The 19,547-nt window shown below is 37.6% G+C and carries 17 protein-coding genes and 1 tRNA gene; 5 read left to right on the forward strand and 13 right to left on the reverse strand.

Annotation, left to right across the window (positions count from 1 at the left end; translation table 11 throughout):
- Positions 1 to 15 precede the first annotated feature (15 nt).
- The 13 genes from HNP38_RS01015 to HNP38_RS01075 all read right to left on the reverse strand — a co-directional run bounded on the left by HNP38_RS01015 (position 16) and on the right by HNP38_RS01075 (position 15,601).
- Positions 16 to 2,457 carry a TonB-dependent receptor gene (locus HNP38_RS01015; RefSeq protein WP_184183091.1) on the reverse strand — a complete coding sequence of 814 codons (2,442 nt, stop codon included), beginning with the start codon at positions 2,455 to 2,457 and terminating at the stop codon, positions 16 to 18.
- A gap of 8 nt (positions 2,458 to 2,465) precedes the next feature.
- Positions 2,466 to 2,903, reverse strand: a complete 438-nt coding sequence (locus tag HNP38_RS01020; RefSeq protein WP_184183094.1) for a MarR family winged helix-turn-helix transcriptional regulator — start codon at positions 2,901 to 2,903, stop codon at positions 2,466 to 2,468.
- A 231-nt stretch (positions 2,904 to 3,134) separates the two neighbouring features.
- The gene (locus HNP38_RS01025) at positions 3,135 to 6,305 is read right to left on the reverse strand and encodes a M1 family aminopeptidase (RefSeq protein ID WP_184183096.1); all 3,171 of its coding nucleotides are present in this window, start codon (positions 6,303 to 6,305) and stop codon (positions 3,135 to 3,137) included.
- Positions 6,306 to 6,307: 2 nt separating this feature from the next.
- On the reverse strand, positions 6,308 to 7,180 hold the full coding sequence (locus HNP38_RS01030) for an ABC transporter ATP-binding protein (RefSeq protein WP_184183099.1): 873 nt from the start codon (positions 7,178 to 7,180) through the stop codon (positions 6,308 to 6,310).
- Positions 7,181 to 7,528: 348 nt separating this feature from the next.
- On the reverse strand, positions 7,529 to 7,732 hold the full coding sequence (locus HNP38_RS01035) for a helix-turn-helix domain-containing protein (protein WP_045494476.1): 204 nt from the start codon (positions 7,730 to 7,732) through the stop codon (positions 7,529 to 7,531).
- Between the two features lies 1 nt (position 7,733).
- Complete coding sequence (locus HNP38_RS01040) at positions 7,734 to 8,249, reverse strand: DUF2975 domain-containing protein (protein WP_184183101.1); 516 nt, start codon at positions 8,247 to 8,249, stop codon at positions 7,734 to 7,736.
- 286 nt (positions 8,250 to 8,535) lie between these two features.
- Positions 8,536 to 9,627: a DNA polymerase beta superfamily protein gene (locus HNP38_RS01045; protein ID WP_184183103.1), complete on the reverse strand. Its 1,092-nt coding sequence runs from the start codon at positions 9,625 to 9,627 to the stop codon at positions 8,536 to 8,538.
- A complete protein-coding gene (locus tag HNP38_RS01050) occupies positions 9,624 to 10,025 on the reverse strand; it encodes a hypothetical protein (protein WP_184183106.1) in 402 nt (133 codons plus the stop codon). Before HNP38_RS01050 ends, HNP38_RS01045 begins: the two co-directional genes overlap by 4 nt.
- Positions 10,026 to 10,033: 8 nt before the next feature.
- Complete coding sequence (locus HNP38_RS01055) at positions 10,034 to 10,765, reverse strand: ATP-grasp domain-containing protein (protein ID WP_184183107.1); 732 nt, start codon at positions 10,763 to 10,765, stop codon at positions 10,034 to 10,036.
- Positions 10,766 to 10,782: 17 nt separating this feature from the next.
- Positions 10,783 to 11,532 (reverse strand): DNA polymerase beta superfamily protein, encoded by a 750-nt coding sequence (locus HNP38_RS01060; RefSeq protein WP_184183108.1) that lies wholly within the window; start codon positions 11,530 to 11,532, stop codon positions 10,783 to 10,785.
- A gap of 506 nt (positions 11,533 to 12,038) precedes the next feature.
- Complete coding sequence (locus HNP38_RS01065) at positions 12,039 to 13,796, reverse strand: hypothetical protein (RefSeq protein WP_184183109.1); 1,758 nt, start codon at positions 13,794 to 13,796, stop codon at positions 12,039 to 12,041.
- A gap of 240 nt (positions 13,797 to 14,036) precedes the next feature.
- A tRNA-OTHER gene (locus HNP38_RS01070) sits at positions 14,037 to 14,145 on the reverse strand.
- A 73-nt stretch (positions 14,146 to 14,218) separates the two neighbouring features.
- Positions 14,219 to 15,601, reverse strand: coding sequence for an RtcB family protein (locus tag HNP38_RS01075; RefSeq protein WP_184187482.1), 1,383 nt, complete (start codon positions 15,599 to 15,601; stop codon positions 14,219 to 14,221).
- A gap of 165 nt (positions 15,602 to 15,766) precedes the next feature.
- Here HNP38_RS01075 and HNP38_RS01080 point away from each other — a divergent pair, with 165 nt between their 5' ends.
- From HNP38_RS01080 to HNP38_RS01095, 5 genes are all read left to right on the forward strand, one after another.
- On the forward strand, positions 15,767 to 16,099 hold the full coding sequence (locus tag HNP38_RS01080; RefSeq protein ID WP_184183110.1) for a HopJ type III effector protein: 333 nt from the start codon (positions 15,767 to 15,769) through the stop codon (positions 16,097 to 16,099).
- Positions 16,100 to 16,209: 110 nt separating this feature from the next.
- Positions 16,210 to 17,229 carry a helix-turn-helix transcriptional regulator gene (locus tag HNP38_RS01085; RefSeq protein ID WP_184183112.1) on the forward strand — a complete coding sequence of 340 codons (1,020 nt, stop codon included), beginning with the start codon at positions 16,210 to 16,212 and terminating at the stop codon, positions 17,227 to 17,229.
- Between the two features lie 63 nt (positions 17,230 to 17,292).
- Positions 17,293 to 17,424 (forward strand): hypothetical protein, encoded by a 132-nt coding sequence (locus HNP38_RS18065; protein WP_262888889.1) that lies wholly within the window; start codon positions 17,293 to 17,295, stop codon positions 17,422 to 17,424.
- 331 nt (positions 17,425 to 17,755) lie between these two features.
- Positions 17,756 to 18,319: a hypothetical protein gene (locus tag HNP38_RS01090; protein WP_184183114.1), complete on the forward strand. Its 564-nt coding sequence runs from the start codon at positions 17,756 to 17,758 to the stop codon at positions 18,317 to 18,319.
- A gap of 115 nt (positions 18,320 to 18,434) precedes the next feature.
- Positions 18,435 to 19,484, forward strand: a complete 1,050-nt coding sequence (locus HNP38_RS01095) for a glucokinase (protein ID WP_184183116.1) — start codon at positions 18,435 to 18,437, stop codon at positions 19,482 to 19,484.
- The last annotated feature ends 63 nt before the right edge of the window (positions 19,485 to 19,547 follow it).

A 19,547-nucleotide genomic window follows, 5' to 3' on the forward strand; every position in this document is an offset into this window, starting at 1 on the left:
TTTGTCTTCTCCGGATTATCCGTTCCCGATTCTTTGTTTCAGGTCTTCGGCACCACCGGTTTTCCTTGGCTGCCCTGCTTTTCCTGATCCGAAATTATAGGTATAGGAAAGAGTAACGACACGGGTATCCCTTTCTACTTCGAAATTTTCCACATAATTGTTGAAAGTAGTCCGCGCTCTTGGATTGCTGGTATAGAATATATCGTTGAAAGCCAGCTTCAGGGTACTGTTGTTCTTGAATTTCTTCTGTGCGCCCAGATTCAGGTACCAGTTCGGTTTTACATCCATATAGGCATATACTTCTCTGGCTCTGTAATTCCCGGTAAGTTCAGCAGTAAATCCGTTTCCAAGCTTGAAAGAATTGATGCTGTTCATATTGAACGTAAAGTTCCCTTTATTATTGATCTGTGTTCCTGAAACATTCCCGGTGTAAGACCCATAGTAAAAATTGGCGCTGTTGTTCATGTCCCACCATTTTGTAACCTTCACTGGAGCGATCAGATACAATCCGAAATAAGAGGCTGAATTCAGGTTTTCAATGGTTTGTACCGTAATATTCTTCCCGTCCTCTACTACAGGCTTTATCACATCTGTAATATTATCCGACGTTTTGCTGTAGCTTAAAGTGGCAAAATATTTATTGCTTAAACTGTAGGTCAGCTCATAATTCATGGTGGTTTGTGGGTTCAGGTCCGGATTTCCGGCTCTGTAAGTAGTAGGATCCAGATAGTATTTGAAAGGATTCAGCTGGTTGTAGCTTGGCCTTGTGATTCTTCGGCTGAAATTGGCCTCAAGGTTATTCTTGTCATTAAGGTCATAAGAAAATACTGCGCTTGGGAAAAGCTGGGTATAATTCTTCTTATTCACCTGGTTGGTCGTGAGCTGGGTACCGGTAATATTCGTATTTTCTATCCTCAGACCGAAATTGGTACTGAATTTCTCCCATTTTTTAGACACATTCCCATAAATAGCATTGATGTTTTCTTCATAAATATAATGGTTGGTCTTGCCCATGTCCATTACCGGGGTTCCAAGGCTTACATCAAAAAACTGAAGGTCACTGTCTGCTTTCACAAAACTTGTTTTAATGCCGGCTTCCGCTTTCCAGTTATTTTTAAAGGCTTTTGTAAGGTCAGATTTAAGGGAATAAATATTTAAACTTCCGCCTATATCCCCTTTTAAAAGGTAAGGATTTGCCGTCTCAAGACCTGTAGCAAGATTTCCTGAAAGGTCGTATGTTCTGGTATCAAAATTCTGTAAAGTAGTATTGGAGTAGTTGATGTAATCAAAATCTGTCGTGATCTCAGAACCCAGGGAATCGATCGTATATTTATGGTTCAGGTTGAAAGATGCATTTTTCCAATGGTCTTTTGAACGGTTCTGCGTAGTAAAAGTTCTTTCAGGAAGATGATCACTACCAAGGATTACGCTTGAATTATCCCCTTTTGGGTCAAATTTATTGCTGATAAACCCTATGGAAAATCCAAGTATGTTTTTATCATTCATGTAATAGTCCATTCCTGCTTTGGCGATATGATTTCTAAAGTTCATTTTCAGGAAATTGTCCTGCAGGTAGGCTTTTTCAAAAGTATTGCCCTCATTATAGAAGTTTCTGTCCAAAACCAGATGGTTGAAAAATTCCCTGTAGGCAAAGCTATAGTTGGCAAAAACGTTTACCTTTTTATTTCTGTGGTTGATGCTGAAATTATTGTTGTTCTTAATATACCTTCCTGTCCCCAAAGCCGTAGTGATGCTTCCGTTGGTTCCTTTTCTCTGGTCTTTTTTAAGCTTGATGTTAATGATGGAGGTTCCTGCCGCATCATACTTGGAAGACGGATTGGTAATGAATTCAATCTTGTCGACACTTGCAGAAGGAATCCCCCTTAAATAATTGGCAAGCTCTGTTCCCGTCATTGGTGTGTTTTTACCGTCTATCTGTACCAGAAGATTTCCTCTTCCACGAAGGCTGATGTTATCATTGCTGTCCACATTCACGCCCGGTGCCTTTTCAAGAACCTCAAAAGCTGAGTTTCCGGTGCTTGCAATACTGTTTTCTACGTTCAGGATCATCTTGCCGTCCTGTCTTTCAATATAAGGTTTGGATTTTGTGATCACCACGCCTTCAATCAATTTTTCATTCAGCTGAACAGGTGGAAGCGTAGTGTTGCCTGTAACAGCAATAGGTTCTGATTTGTAGGCTTCTGCACCGTTTTTATTGATCTTTACCAGATAATTTCCTGCTACCAGATCATTGAAACTGAAATTTCCTTTCTGATCCGCTATCTCTGTTTTCACTAATTTATTTTCAGAATCGAATAAATTAATTTCCACCTGATTAACCTGTTCGGAATTAATATTTCCCGATAGCGAAAAGCTCTGTTGTGATGTCTGTGCTGAAAGTGTGCTGCTGAAAAAAGACATCAGCCAGACAAAGATGAGTAAGAATATTCTTGCCATAGTGTTTATTATTTAGTATTAAGACAGTTTTCTGATATTTTGAGCAGTGCTGAATTCATGACTTCCAGTTCTTCCCCGGTTACATGTTCCAAAGCGGTTTTTCTGTTGCTTTCAACCAGTGCCTGCACTTCTTTGATGATCTTCTTTCCTGATTCGGTTACTTCCAGAAGGGTTTTTCTGCGGTCTTCCGGGTGTGTATGACGGATAATATATTCGGATTTTACCATCAGGTCAATGATCCTGGTTACGGAAGCATTGTCTTTAAAGACCAGATCCCCGATCTCATTCTGGGTGATCCCCGGATTTTCCAGAATAGCTTTGATGATCAGCCACTGATCGATAGTAATAGAATAGCCATTCGCTTTTAATTGCCTCTGAGCATAATTCCTGTAAGCCCTGATCGCTTTATCTATATTGTAAAATATAATCGAATCTAATTTTTCCATGGTGTGTAAACTTTCTTTCTTAATTAAAATGATTTATCAATTATTGATATGTCAATTAATAAGTTGCAGAGATTTTTATTTTGTTACAATCCTAAGTTGAAATTTTTGTAAATGAAGATTTACCTGATCTTTCGATGGATTTTAAATCTCACAGGTTTTAAAAACCTGTGAAGTTTGCTTGTGAAGATTGTATTAAAGAAAAACCACCCTATTTCAGGTGGTTTTAATATATTAGATTGTTTTAAATAACCGGTCAATCTTCTTTCTTGTAGAATCATCCGGGCTTACTTTGTAGAATTCTTGAAGCAGATCCATGCTTGTGGGTTTTTTAGGATAATGGTTGTTCCGGAGAAAATTTCTCAGGGCCATATTTACCTTAGCTTCCCCGATCAGTTGGCTTAATTTTACCATGGCGACCGCTCCTTTAGAGTAGGCAATATGAGGACTGTCTCCGGTTACCCTGTAAATGGGCGTATTTTCAGATAATCCTTTTTCATTGTCGTAGATCTGCTGATGAACTTTTATTCTTTCCATCATTTTTTCTGTGCCGTGCATTTTTTTATAAAGCATCATTTCGGTATACATGGCAAGAGTTTCGGTAAGCATTACGGAACCTTCTCTGTCATCAGGATTGATCTGGCTGTTACCCCACCAGAGATGGGAAAGCTCATGTCCTGCAAGCTCATTGATGACATCCTGCTTTTTATCTGCATGAATATTGGCATGGAAAACCATATCTTCAGGCATAAAAACAGCAGAAGGATAGGCAGTTGCGGCAAAACCTTTAGTATAGGAAGAAATTTCTGCAAAGCTGATGGTTTTAAAAGGATATTTTCCAAAATTCAGGGTGCAGTAATCCAGAGTGATCTTTATATTTTCGATGAGGTGATCCACATTTTCAGCATGCTTTTCATGATAGAAGACATGAATGGCAATGCCTTTGTAATTAACACTTTTCTGTTTATATTTCGCAGAAGAAACGGCAAAACGGAACGGGATATTATCCGCTTTATAATGAAAGAACTTTCTGTCTCCTCTTCCATATTGCTGAATGAGATCCCCGGTTCCTATGGCGGCCTGGCCTTCTTCAGTAGAAACGGTCATGTCTAAATTGATAAAATCTTTTTCAAAAACTTCCGGGGCTTCCGGTTTTTTTAGTGTCATCTTTTTCTTTAGTCCGGATTCTGTACGTACTTTTTCATCTTCAATTTCCCGATCTTTCTGATAACCGATGACAGGGTAATATCTGCTGATCCTCATAAAAGAACCGTTCCCGATGATGGCATTAAAGGATTCATGGCCATTTACGGCAAACCACTGATAGGAAATTCTGAAATCAAGGGTTGCTGTTTCATAAGGTCTTAAAGGGTGTTTTAATTGAATTTCCGTAGTCTCATGCCTGATCTCTATTGATTCGTAAGAGGTTTTAAGAACCGCCGTGCCTATTTCTAAGTCAGGATGAAAATTGATCAGGATTGTATTAATTGTTTTATCGGTCTGATTTTTCAGAATATATTTCCCGGAGATCAGGTATGAATTTTGGGATGGATGAAGCTCAATTTGGGTAGTCACATCAGTAATGACTGGTTGCGGAAGATCTTCATATATCCGGAATTTTTTTTCGTAATTGACAGCCTGAAGAATAGCTTCACTTTCAACTTTCGGGATATAACCTTTCATGAAAAGGCTTCCTGTAAAAACTCCCAGGATTAATAAAACCCCGGCAAAAGCTGTCTTTTTTATATTAAACTTTCTTGTTCTGACCAGAGTGTTGATCATCCATAAGGAGGCAATCAACCCAGCTCCGAATAAAAGCCGTTCTGCAAAAGAGGTGGCATAAACTCCATATCCATTAAAGTCACTGTAGGTGCCTTTATAATCTGAAAATATTCTTAACAAAGGATAGGAAAGTACTTTCTTTGAAACCGGGCTGGCCAGTATCAGAAGAGTCAAAACTGAAACTCCCAACGCAATAAACCTGTTCCTGATACGGTCATTGAGAATAAGAATAAAGCCTGAAAACAGGATCAGGGGAAATGTATTGAAGAGAACAGCTCCACTGTAAGCTTTCCAGTCAATGTGAAAATAATTATACATCAGTTGGAAAACCAATCCCTCAATGATCAGAATTGCAGTGAAGAATAGTAATAAAATACTGATGGACAAAAAATGACCGCTTAATTTACTTCCTGAGAAATAAGTGCTTTTTTCTATAAGCGAAAACCCTGAAACATGGCTTCTCCAATACAGATCGTTGATAAAATACACAGAGATCAGCATGCCGAGCAGGTGGAAGTTTTCTGAAATCGTAGTGGCCATTAATCCGGAATCGGCGTATTTCTGCGGAAGGCGGATCCCTTTTTCGATTTCGGCATACATTTCCATCCCTACAAAAAATAAAAGGAGTATGGAAACAGCAATAATGGCGATGCTTTTGAAAAGATAGACCAGATCGATTTTTGCAAAGGACAGAATGGATCGTAAAGCTGCCGTGCCTCCAAAATTCAGAGATGTCGTGATATACTCTTTTAAATTCACTTTTAAAGAATTAAAAGATACTTCTGTTTTGTTACTTCTCTTTCTGTTTGAAGAATCCGAAAAAGAGAATATGCGGTAAGTGAATACTAAAAATACGAATGATAGTACACCAAAAATGACCCTGTTGATCAAGGTATATCCTGAAAGAGGTACGATCCGGGTATTTTTCAGTTGAACCGTATAGCTTCGGGCCTCAAAAAAATAAGCGGACAGCCCGAACGGATCGATCAAAGCGGATAATTGCTGAGTTTCCAGTGACTGGGGGATGCTTCCTGCCATGAATGGGGAATTGGAGAACAACAGGATGACCATATACAGGACGTAAAGCAGTAATCCACCCACTACAACCAGAAGTTTTTTCTTGGTGGCAAACGAAATGAAAAACAGAAAACTGCATACCAGAAAACAGTTGATAAGTCCAAAGATCAAAAGAGGGTAGAGGTAATACCATACATTAAAATAAGGCTGTATTTCGCTGCCGTCCCGCATATTCTGCCCAATCATAAAACCTAGGATCAGTAATAGAAAGGCTGAAAAGGTTTGTAAAAAATAAGAGCAGAATTTCCCTGTTAAATATTCCCGTTTTGAGAAAGGTAAAGAGAAAATAATACTATCAAATCTTGAGTCGTAATCTTTAAAAAGCTGCTGGCCTGCAAATATTGTAGCGAAGAATATGACGGATAAACTCAGCATTCCGACCATAAATCCAATGGTATAAGGAGAGTTTAAATAAATACCTTCCCCAACGGTAAGGTTGAACTGATTCCCACAAAAAATACCTGCAAATATCAGGATCAGGGCAATAAGGTAAGTAAGCCAATGCTTTGAGCTGCTTTTGGCTTCGGATAAAAATATGGCGTTCATGATTAAGGGTTTTGGGTGAGGGTATGAAAGTAAACGTGTTCCAGGAGGGGAGTTACAGGGATAAAATCTTTCGGTTGTTCTTCGGAGAAAGTGGTGATGTGAAGCTCCCTTTCAACCAGTTGCCGGCTGATGATCCTGTAATCTGACTGATAATGTTCCAGCTCATGTTTATCAATAGATTTAGACCAGATCTTATGTTCCAGTTCGGCGATCAATTCATTTGGGTTTCCTTTTCTTAAGATGTGCCCTTTGTTCATAATGGCCATTTCCGAGCAGAGATTCCTCACATCCTCAACCAGATGGGTAGAAAGGATGACAATAACGTCTTTACTGATATCATTGAGTAAGGAATTGAAACGGTTTCGTTCTTCAGGGTCCAGACCGGCAGTAGGTTCATCGACAATAATAATCTTCGGATCTCCCAATAGTGCCTGGGCAACTCCAAAACGCTGTTTCATCCCTCCGGAGAAGGTATGAACTTCTTTATTTTTAAAATCCAAAAGGTTGACCTTTTCAAGAAGATTCATGATCTGGTTTTTTCTTTCGGATCGGTTCATGATCCCTTTCAGAATGGCAATGTGTTCCAGAAGATCATACGCGGAAACTTTGGGATATACTCCGAAATCCTGAGGCAGAAATCCAAGGTTTTTCTTAATGTGGTCAGGGTCTTTGGAAACATCAGTTCCATTGAAGACAATGCTTCCCGAAGTGGGTTTCTGAAGCCCTACGATCGTTTTCATTAAAGAGGATTTTCCTGCTCCGTTAGGCCCCAGCAGGCCGAACATGCCGTTCCCGATCTCCAGGGAGATGTTTTTAATTGCCTGGAACCCATTTTTATAGGTAAGGCTGAGCTGATTGATGGTTAAAGTATTCATAAGGTTAAATTAGGGTAATAGAATGACAGGCAATGCTTTCATTGCTTTTTTAAAGTGTTGATATTTAATGTTTTAAATTTGAATTTTAATTTACCGCAAAAGTCACAAAAGTTTCTTTGAACACGTTATTTATTATGGGTTTTAAAATTTACTTCTTATAAGTTATAAGGTCGCATAAGAGCAAGTGTTTAGTTTCACCACAAAAGTCACAAAAGTTTTTTTGGAACACTTTAGTTATTATAAGTTTTAAAGTTTGTTTCTTATAAGTTCACATAAGCTGAAAATCGAAGATTTTCGTATCATTTATCATTTATTATTCATCTATAACTTATAACTCATCACTAAATTTCATTCCTTATACTCCAGAATATCTCCCGGCTGGCATTCCAGAATTTTACAGATCGCTTCCAGTGTATCGAAACGGACTCCTTTGGCTTTTCCTGTTTTCAGAATAGAGAGATTGACTGGTGTAATCCCCAGTTTTTCTGCCAATTCTTTACTCTGCATTTTACGCTTGGCAAGCATCACATCTAAGTTGACTATAATCGGCATGTTATATAAATAGATCTTGTTCGTTTTGTAAATGTAGTCCCTGCTTAAAAATATTCGCAAGAAATAAACAGAAAATTCCCAGCATGAAGTGAATAAAAACCAATCCCCAGATCATACTTTCCACCTCTACAAAAAAACTGGCGATAATGACTATGGGTAAAGGAAAGAAGATATTATAAGTGTAAAATCTCTTAAGCTGTACAATATTTTCTTTCGTAAACAACTTCGTCTGAAAGAAAACCCTGAATACTTTTGCAGACAGTCCGAAAAAGATCCCATAACCGATCAAAACCAACAGAAATGAAAAGATAATATATGGGTAATTATTCTCGATATTCAAAAAGGGCTGCTCCGTGAAGGGGTAGTTGATGTGCAGGTATTTACCCTGCCCGTAAGATGTGATCCCAATGCCCGTTGACAAGCAGAATATTGCATATACTCCGGTAAGCAGATATCCTGCTGATAATATCAGGCAGATGTAATAAAGGATTCTTGAAATAATTTTGGTCTGGTCCATATTACAATAATTAATTAGTATTGCAAATTTATAATTAATTATCGTAAAACAATAATTATTTTAAATAAAATTTTATTTTTTGATGCTTTCACGAATTGAAGATAAAGAGAAATATCCTGAATTAACGGTGGTCTTAATTTAAATTTTAAGAGGTTAAATGTTTAAAAATTAGTCATTAAGATAGATTAAGAGCCTGTTTAAATTTATCAAGCTTAAAATGATTTAATATTAAGACAGCCTTTCAGGGGCCGAGCGTGAAGGGTTTTAGTTTTTAGTTATCAAGTAATTAACGGTACAATTCCTCCCGTATCTTGATTAAGAGTTTCTCTGTTTTTTCCGGGTTCGGATGATCAGGAAGGGTAGAGACGGAATGATAATGCTCTATAGAACGGATTAGGTCTTCTGCTTTTTTCATTACGGCTTCATAGGACCAGTTTCCGGCTTTAATGTCCAGTAATTCTTCACGGTTATCTACACGTATCTGCAATGACCCGGTTTTGAAGATATGCTCACAGGATTGCAATAAACGGATGGTGTGCATCATATTCTTGCTATCGTAATTCTGTCCATGCTGTTGATTGACATTATAACGGTCTTCGTTTCGTTCGGAGACCCATTTCCAGTATTCTCTGTAATCTTTACAATAGGTAGAATAGGCATCAAGGTTGCAGAACAGGTAAGCGAGAGGTTTTTCTTCTTTTGGAATAGAGGAAACGGAAACCTGGTTGGCTTCTTCATTACTAATAATTCCTTTATAGTTTAAATTCCCGGTTTCATCATAGAAAAGAGCATACATGCCTTTGGTATTATCAATGCTGGTCAAGCCACATTTTTCCTGGGGAAGACCACCCTGTCCTTTGGACACCTCTCCGGAGGAGGGGAATTCCTGTAGCCATTTTTTCAACGGAACAGAACCATGATCCTGAAGAATATAACAGAAATCAAGAATGGATTTTCTTTCTTTTTCCACCGGATTCAGGATCTTTTTATTGAGCCCTTTTGCCTTCTTGATCTGTGAAACGGCATATCCGGCAAAAGTATCTTTGCAGAGTTTGGAAAGAAAATCTCTCGGTTTCAATAGATCCATCAACGGATGCTTTTGCAGAATACAGTCTTCCGGGCTTGCCAGAACCTCAAGGATATTGGGGTTGTTTTTCTGTAACAACTCTATAAACCTTCCGATCTCATAATAAGTGATATCATTGGTCTCATTAGAGATCTGTGGAATATGGTTTAATCCGTAAAATGTTTCTTTTGGCAAATAGTAAACACCCCGGATATCCGTATCCGAGTTTTCCGTTGCCAGCCCGAAGGCACGGCTTCCAGAGATGGCTTCAAAGAGGATGAGGTTTTGGGTCTTTAAGTTTTGTATGGTCATGGAGTTTGTTTTTCAATAATGATTTCACCCTTTGCAATATTTTTATTGATACTTACAAAGGCAGGATTGCTGCCTTCCTGCCAACATTTATCCCTAAATATTAGTTTAAAATATTTGTACTCCTCATTGTTTTTTGCATTGAAGCTAATATAAAGTGTATCTCTTTCTTCGGGAATATATTCAAAATCGAAAATATTTCCTGTATTTAGTTTTAGTATAATACTTTCAGTTGAAATACCATTCTCAAAATCATTAACAGGGATCATTATTTTTCCTCTTCTATTGGTTTCTCTTTTTCCTACATATCTGTTTAATGACCAGATGTATATATCTTTTATTTCATAGATATCTTCTTCAACACAAGTGCAAAACTTAATTTCATTATTGAATGTACACATAAATTTCCTTAATTTTTAATACAACTTTCCACAATCACCTCCAAAGCCTTTACAGCATCGCAGGCATACAATCCGGAGCACCATGCAGGATTAGCCTCTATCAAAGCCCAACCTTTTCCTTTAATGATCCCAAAATCCAGAACAATGGCGTGAGGTAATGTTGCAGAATGCTTCTCCATAAAAGCATCAAATAATGCAAACATTTCCTTTTCTTCTATATCAGAGAGTGAATTCGTATCAAAGGCTTCATTTCGCCAGTAAGAAGAGAAGGTCTTTATTTCGTTATCGGAAACAAAGCATCGTACCTCCAGTTCCCATTCTACAACTTCCGAAGTGAAAACCATGCTGTTCATATCTAAAGAGTCGAAGCCTTTAATATCCTTTACCTTTCGATACACTCCGGCCTTAAAGCTTTTAAAGTCTGAGCACTTGATGAAAATGTTTTCCTGATGGATGAAGTTCTTCAGTGGCCCGTATAATATTTTACGTTTTGTGAATTCTTCAGATACTCTTGCAAGCCAGTCATCAGAGGGTTTTGTCAATGTTAAATTGCACTGATCTGCCACAATTTCTGCATAGATATCCTCTCCGTATACCGCGATCACATCCCTGCGAAATTCTTCCGGAACATTCCATTTAGCATTGAATCGATTCAGTTCGTAAGGTGAATTTAGAGATGCTTTTTTTAGATTATTGCTGTCTTCCGTATACATCGGAGATAGTGCGATAATATTTTTCATATGGCTTATTCATTTTTCTAATTTATTAATATTTCTCTAAAAACCTTTTCCATCTCATTTTTATTCGCTTTTCCTCCAGTCAGGCTCTTCGATCTTTCCTCATTCTCAGCGATCATATTCTCCAAAAACCCGAAAAGCTCCCAATCATTAGGATGGTAATAGGATTCTCCTTTTGTGGCTTTTAAGGCTACAAGGTTTTCTATTTTGTTTCTAGTGAAATCATCTGCCAAAACTAATAATTCACTGAACAAAACCGGTGGTACTGTTCCTTTCTCAAGTATCCATTTTCCCGTTAAAGCGGTTCTGAGGCAGTAAAAATAGCTTTTCAATTTTACTTCATCATTTCTGCAGGTTTCCAGATATTTTTTGCTCATACTCAGATAGTGATAAGAAACCGCTATCGGAGAAAAGCACTCATCTGCTAAAGGTTTAAAAAGCTCATAGAATTTTTCATTTTTCACATAAACAACAGGAGAGTAAAACCAGCTTAATAAAGCAGCATTAGACTTTAACAGGAGATGAAAGGTCTTCCTGAGATCCCACCCGGAACCGTCTAGATCGTCTTCAGTCATAAATTCTATAGTTTCATCCTTATCCCAAGGCGAAAGATACCATTCTTTTTCGTGTCTGTATATGAAGCGTATATCATAATCGCTGTCCGGGGATGCAAAACCCCAGGCTCTGCTTCCTGATTCCACGGCGAGAAGTATTTCTATACCTCGTTTTGCTTCTACTTCCTTTAACTTATCTATTATTTTTGTTGTCATTGTTTTTAATTTGTACTGCAAAATAAAATATACTCTGCGCAATATTTTTGCGTAGAATGTTTTAAATAACCTGTATTCATTAGAACTTGTTAAAAAGCTAACCACAAAAGTTGCAAAAGCTTTTTCGACACTTTAAAGAGCTTAAACTTAAGCGCTTTAAAACCACCAATGTTCACATAAGATGAAAATCTTTGATTTTCAAAAACTAATGTGTTCCTATTTCACTATGGCAAAGGATACTTAAACATGCTTAAGTGTCGAAAAAACTTTTGTGACTTTTGTGGTTTATTAAAAAGTTTAAATAGTTTAGAAAATCTTGAAATACAAAGAGCTTTCCATCAAAGGCAGAAAATTAAACGTAAGCTCTAAAAACAGATTTTATCTGCAAAACTTTGTTTTCTTAAAATGATATAGAATGAAAATGAACTCATTGTTTTATTTTTTATTCAGGCTTGAGGCAATTATAAAAAAAGCTGCCAATTCGGGAAATGGCAGCCAAAAGAATATTATTTCAACCTGAAAATTTTTATAAAACTATCTTTCTCCAAAGTCTCCAATGATAAATCACAGTCTGCTTCTCCTTTATCGGAAGTGATAGTTGCGCCTAATTCTTTTATAAGATGGTTGAAAGAAACCGACTCATACCATTGCTGATAAAGCGCACTTGTCGCCATCATGGAAACTTCCGAATTTCCGGATACATGGGCATGCCCTGCACCAAAGTTCAACAATATAAAACACTGTTTTCCCTCCTTTGGTAACAGCATTCCCAGGATCGTCTGCTTCTGAACCGAAGTACACTGAGCTTCAGCAAAAAGATTATTTGGATTCATCATATAATCGTAGGAAACTTCATCTCCTTTTCCAATGATGATTTTATATCCGCAATTGCTGTCTCCGTTAAAAACATTGCTCATCACAAGAGTAGGAGCATCCAGTCCTGCATTGGCATACAGATATTCTACTGCACCGTTGGGTGCGGAGGTCATATCTCCCGAATACATCAGCTGTCCTTCTCCGTGGTTATAAGCTGCATTCCAGCCGATTTTTCCGGCGATATTTAGTCCTGAAAGGTCAAGGTCATAAGCACCCCACTTGTCTTCCCAATAAATTCCAACCGCCATTTTTTCACCATAAAATCTCGTTCCGGTCGGGATATTTCCTACAAACATCTTTTCAGATGTTGGCAAAGCAAACTCTACATTTTCGGGAAAATAGAATTTCTTTCCCGCAAGATTGTATTTTGATTTTAAATGGTTTAAGATAAAATCATAATTCAGTTCATTGACAGAAGTTGTTGTTCCTTTTTGGGTCCATGACTTTCCGTTCCTGATCCTGTAGACAAAAGTATCCTGCCCATGCATCCTTGAATAACAGGCTGATAAAGCTTTGAACAAAGCAAACGGGGTTGCATTTTCCAGCCAGTGCAGATCACTATTTTCCAGTAATGTGTGGGTTGCATCGTTCAATGGGTTTGAAATGAGAGGCTGGTGATACACTTTTGACAGTTTTGAGATTTTATTGATCGTTTTCGGAGCCCTGTTTTTGTAGGCTAAAAATAAAGGCTTGAATCTGTTGAAAATTTCTGCCAGTTTTTCCAGTCCGAAGTTTGCAAACAGGTAGGTTGGATCAAATTTACTTTGTTTAATTAAATTGATCAGATCATCATTCTTGATCAAAAGGGTGGTAAGAGTCGTTTTGTAGATCACATAGCGGAAAAATTCAACCGGATTTTCAGGATAGATATCGTAAAGATCCGCAATTTTTATAATCGCTTCTTTGTTTCTTATATTTTCTTTTCCCGTAAAGTCATAGTCGAGTTCATGATGTAAGATATCAAGCAGATCATTAATGGTTTCTTCTTTCAAAGCAATACCGGATCTTAGTAATGAAAGGCATTTTTCCTGCATTTCTTCCTGCGAATAGGCTTTTACAACTTTAAAGGTCAGCTTCATGCCGGGAACGTTCAATACTTCATCGGGAATATAAATTACATCCTGAAAATCACTTCCATAAGTAGAAATATAATGCCTGATCTGATCAAAAAGTAATTCCATTCTTGAGCTGTTCTTGATTTTTTCCCAAGATTTATGGAACGTTTTATTCAGGTCGTTTCCATTCAGTTTTTCTTTTGAATAGTATTGAATGATTTCATGCTTTGCCCATAATGCATCAGGCTCAATGATGAATCCCTGATCCGAAATAAATGGTTTTTCATCAGATGTTCTTGCTAAAACGGCATTAAATAATTTTAATGTTTTCATTGTTTTTTAGTTTAAAAAAATAAGTGAGGAGTAGTTTTCTGTAAAATGAATATATAGGAACTCCTTTTACCTATATTTTAAAAGAGGCGGGGAGTAATTTTCCAAATTATAGGAACACCCTTTGCCTCAAATTATAAAAGGCGGAAAGTAATAGTGAAAATATAGGAACTTTCTTTGCCTTAATTTTTTAACTAATGAAAATAATTAATAATCAAATATAAAAATATTTTCATCATTTTGAGGAGCAGGCAGGACTCGAACCTGCGACCCACAATTGGGATATATAGGAACTTTGTCTGCCAACAGCGGAAAGTAATATTGTTGCTCTGACCATCTGAGCTACTGCTCCTGCCTTTATTAAAAAGTTTTCATAAACCTTAAGGGCTTTTATGCCATAAGGTTTGGCTATTAGTTTTTAAAAATTACGCTTTCCTGAATTTTTTCTTTTTCTTCCACGGTGCATTTTTACCTACATCACCCGCCATGATACATCCGTAAGGCATCACTTCGTCCAGAACTTCGCAAAGTCCGTATTCTTCGATTTGAGCTCTTACGTTTTTAGCACTTTTATAAGCGGTAGGAAGCTCGGAAATATCAATCTCATTGGAGAAGAAACGAACGTCTATTCCTTTGGTTTCTTCTGCAAATACTTCTTCGATGGTTTTATGGGCCAATGATCTCTTATGCTGGCTTCTGCTGAAATTTCTTCCAGCACCATGAGGTGCGAAACCTAAATTCCTTTCGTTGGTTTTTCCCTGAACGATCAGTACCGGTTCTGCCATATTCAGAGGGATCAGCCTTGGGCCTGTAATATCCGGCATGAATTTATCATCCAGAGGAGTAGCCCCTTTGGCATGATAGAAAAGGTCTCCATCCCTGAACACGAAATTATGCTCATTCCAATATCGGTTTTCTTTTTCTACCTCCAGTTTATTAAGGACAGCATCATGAATAGAGGTATGGTTTTCTTTGGTCCATGTTCTTATCAGCTGAAGGGCTTCCCAATAGGATTTACCTTCTTCAGTATCAAAAGGAATCCACGCGTTTTCTCTCAGTGTTTCAGGAGAGATTTCCTGTCTGAAACGGTTCGCCACCTTCATTCCTTTATCATATAAGGCAGCACCGGGAGCTCTTGAACCATGATGAGTAACCATCATCGTATTTCCGGTATTTTTAGAAATACCTACAAACAGGAAATGGTTTCCGTCTCCCTGCGTTCCCATATGAGAACGGGCAATGCTGATCAGTTTTTCATCATTCAGGAAATAATTTTCACTGAAAGCATCCATCAGTTCCTGGGACATTGGCATCTGTTCCCCTCTTGGCCTTCCTCCGTACCCGAAATGAGTGACAGAATGAGCGGCATCCAGTACTTCTTTCGGATCAGCTTTTCCAAAATCGGTCAGCATGACAGAACAGCAGATGTCTGCACTATGAAATCCGGGATGAATTGCGTTTTTTGCCACTACGACACCACCTACAGGAATATTTCCTTCCGGTCCCGTAGGACAGGCATCCGGCATTAAAGCACCACTGACCAGAGTAGGGGTTTTCATTAAAACCTGCATGGTTCTGATCACTTTTTCCACGTTATCGGTTTCGCTTTCATGTTCTGCCCTGATGTTGATGATAAAGTCTTTCGGGGTTTCATGAAGAGGAATCAATTCAGGTTGTCTGAACTGGTCCAGATAAGCAGTGATCTGGTTTTCATCCAGATTATTTTCGTTGATATATGCAATTGCCTCTTTGAACCATTTTGCAGGTCTGTATCCAAGATCGATTAAATGAGTTCCGTTAAATTCCATTTGTTGTTTCATTTTGATGATGCAAAGTAATGATGCTTGTGCGCAATATTTTTGCGTAGATGAAATTATTTTTTATTTTTACTGAAATTTTTAAATGCAGAAGCCACAAAAGATTTCATTTAAGTCCTGAAGTGGCTTTTGTAGCAAAATAAAAAATTAAAGAAAATGTTATTAGATCAATTAAAAAATTCACCGGAAACCGTTCAGTTTAAAGAGGTTATTGTTTATATAGACGATCACTATGATTTCACTCCCGTAAAATTCAGAAATGGAAATACAGTCAATGAAGCGGGTCAGAATAACGGTTCATGCAAGGTTTTCAGTTTTGCAAAATTGAATGGTCTTCTTAAAGAAGATGTTCTGGCTCTTTTCGGGGAGTTTTACAGGGAGGATGTATTGAAAAATCCGGAAGGTACGGACCATCAGAATATCAGGAATTTTATGAAATCCGGATGGGAAGGGATTTCTTTTGTAGGGGAAGCCTTAAAGAAGAAGTAATTATGCAGCCTGTCATTCTGAGCAAAGCGAAGAATCTCTTCTTAACATTAAAATCATTTACTCATATGAGTAACAAAAACTATGTCTAATAGATTAAAAACACAAAACATATGTCGTCCAATAAAAATGCCCTGATCCGCTATAAAACACTGGATAAATGCCTCAAAAACAAATACAGGAAGTATACGCTGGAAGACCTGATTGATGCCTGTTCCGAAGCTTTGTTCGAATACGAAGGCAAAGAATCTTATGTAAGCAAACGGACTGTTCAGCTTGACCTGCAGAATATGCGTAGCGAGAAATTCGGGTATGAAGCCCCGATAGAGGTTTTTGACAGGAAATATTACAGGTACAGCGATTCCGATTACAGCATTCATAATATTTCAGTGAATGAAAGTGATCTTAAAGCGATGAATAACGCGGTACAGATCTTAAAGCAGTTCAAGGATTTTTCAATGTTTAAAGAAATGAACGGGGTTATCCAGAAACTGGAGGATTCTATTCATTCGACCGGGCAGAAATCGATCATCCATCTGGATAAAAATGAGCAGCTGAAAGGCCTGGAGCATATTGATGTTTTGTATGAAAGTATCCTGAATAAAAAAGTATTGAAGATCCTTTATAAAAGCTTTACGGCGAGAGAGTCTAGTGTTTTTACCGTTCATCCGCAATTATTAAAGGAATACAATAACCGCTGGTTCCTGATATGCCTTTATAAAGGCAGTATGTATAATCTGGCACTGGACAGAATGGAAAAGATAGAAGTTGAAGAAAAAAATGAATATATTGATAAAGATCTGGATGGTGATGAATATTTCAAGGATATTGTAGGAGTTACGGTCTCGGAAACGATGAAACCCAGGAATGTGATTTTCTTTGTGGATGCTTCCAATACTCCTTATGTAAAAACAAAACCTCTTCATAAAAGCCAGGAGATCATCAGCGAAACGGAAGAAGGAGCTGTTTTTAAGATCTGTGTACAGATCAATTATGAGCTGGAAAGATTGCTGCTGGGTTTCGGGAACAGTCTGATCGTTCATAAACCCAGAAACCTGAGACGGAGAATAGAAGAAAAGTTCAGGACAGGTATTATGAATTACCAGAACCTGATCATTCCGGATGAAGAGTAAATATTCCAGGCTGTTTAATTATTGGCTCGGAAATTGTAGTGATTCAGGCATAAAAATCATAGTATGAAATCGAGAATTTTAAAAACCCTGATCACCATTTTGGCCCCGCTGGTCATAGAATTTATCGTTAAAAAAGTATCAGAAAAGTTAAATGAAAAGAAAGATGGGGAAAAGCAGCTTCCTGCTCAAAATTGAAGGAATTAAAATTTAAAATTATAAAAAGAGGCTTTTCTTATAGGAAAAGCCTCCTTTTTTGTGATGTAAAAATTAGAAAAGTATTATTTAACAAAAGCATCCGGATAAGTGTTTTTGTAAGCTTATCGTTATTCCGGAAAATTGCCTGAACTGACGAAGCTGGTTCTTATCATAAACCCAAATTAATTAAACATTTATTTAAATTTTAATCAAAATAAGTTATTGATATTCATTTGTTTGCGATTTTAAAGAATGTTAAAGTGACAAAAAACACCCTGTTTTGGCATGATTTTTACATCTTATTCGGTAGTAAAATTTAAAAATCAGAATTATGAAAATGTTTAGACAGGCGCTTTTATTAGCAGGTATTGTTACAGCCGGTGTTGTAGGCGCACAAAGCTCACAAATGAATAATATGATTAAAGTAGGAGCTAATGTGGGATTGGCTGTTCCTGCTGATAACCTTTCTGCTGCCGTGGGCGTAGATGTATCTTATCAGAACCTGATTACTCCGGGATTTGGGTTAGGTATTGCAACCGGGTATACTCATTATTTCGGAAAAGATAACAATAATCTGAACAATAATGATGTGGGAGTAATTCCTGCTGCTGCATTGATCAGAATATATCCTAAGCAGACAGGTTTTTATTTTGGAACAGATTTAGGATATGGTTTCCTGGTTGGAGATGAGAAGGTAGCTTCTAACAGTAATGTTAACAGGCCGGACGGAGGTTTTTACATCAAGCCGGAAATTGGGTATCATAACAAGGACTGGAATTTCTTTGTACAATATCAGAAGGTATTTACAGGAAATGATGGTGCTATAGGAGGTCAGGATTACAATGTAGGGAACATTGGTGCCGGATTTTCTTACAATATTCCATTAGGAAAGTAGTTAGATTTTTATATAAGCAATTATTAGCCAAAACCTTTTCAAATTTTTTGAAAAGGTTTTTTCGTGGTAGCAGGATTTACGAAAACAATTATTATATTTGATAAAATTTGCGATTATGAATTTGAATCCAAAGTTTCCGCTTTATTTACCGGGAGTAAAGAACAGTAACAATGATAACGTTTCTATTATCGGAGCCAACCTGAGGGAAGATATTACTACTTTAGGCTATTACATCTCGGGTAACGGAGGCCTTGAAATAAAGATCCAGAATAATTATCCAACCAAAGAGCATTCATCTTTTTCGGAAATCCTGAGGAAGTTTATTCAGGAAAACCAGTTGAACAATGTGAAACGTCTGGGAGTGGCGGTCCCGGGGCCTGTACTTGATGGAAAGAGCAGCCCTGCAAGACTGGGATGGAGTCTGGATGTTGAAGAATATAAAAAAGATTTCGGATTTGAAAGTGCTTATATGCTGAATGACCTGGAAGCTTCTGCATACGGAATGGGCCTTCTTGAGGACAGTGACCTGGATGCCATCTATACGAGTGGTCATTTAGAAAAAGGGAATGTTGCGATTTTAGCACCCGGAAACGGGCTGGGGGAAGCAGGATATTTCTTTGACGGAAAATACCTGAGGCCTTTTGCAACGGAAGGAGGGCATTCCGAGTTTTCTCCAAGGACCAATGTGGAAGTAGAATTTTATCAGTTCTTAAACAATATCTACGGAATTGTAAGCTGGGAAAATGTGCTTTCCAAAACGGGGCTGTTTAATGTCTACCGCTTTTTAAGAGATGTGAAAAGGCATCCTGAACCCGAATGGCTGGGAGAGCGTTTAACAAACGGGAATTTCGTTGAAGAAATCTACAAAGCCGCAGTAGAGGAAGATGTCATGATCTGTAAAATAGCTTTGGATACGTTCCTGGAGTTTTTGGCAAGAGAATCCAATAACTTAACCTTAAAGCTTAAAGCAACGGGCGGCCTGCTTATTTCAGGAGATATTCCTCAGGCGATAAAGGACTATATAGACAAGGCTAAATTCTACGAGAAATTTAAAATAAGTGATAAGATGGAGAATATGTTGAGAAATATCCCGATCTACCTGATCAAGAATGATCATACGGGGTTACACGGCTCAGCTCTCTATACGGCTTATTATCAGGAATAAAACAGAACTCCGAATCTTTTCGGAGTTTTTTATGAATGATATTATTCATAAAAATGATTGTTT

The organism is Chryseobacterium defluvii, assembly GCF_014204415.1.
GTDB classification, from domain to species: Bacteria; Bacteroidota; Bacteroidia; order Flavobacteriales; family Weeksellaceae; genus Chryseobacterium; species Chryseobacterium defluvii_A.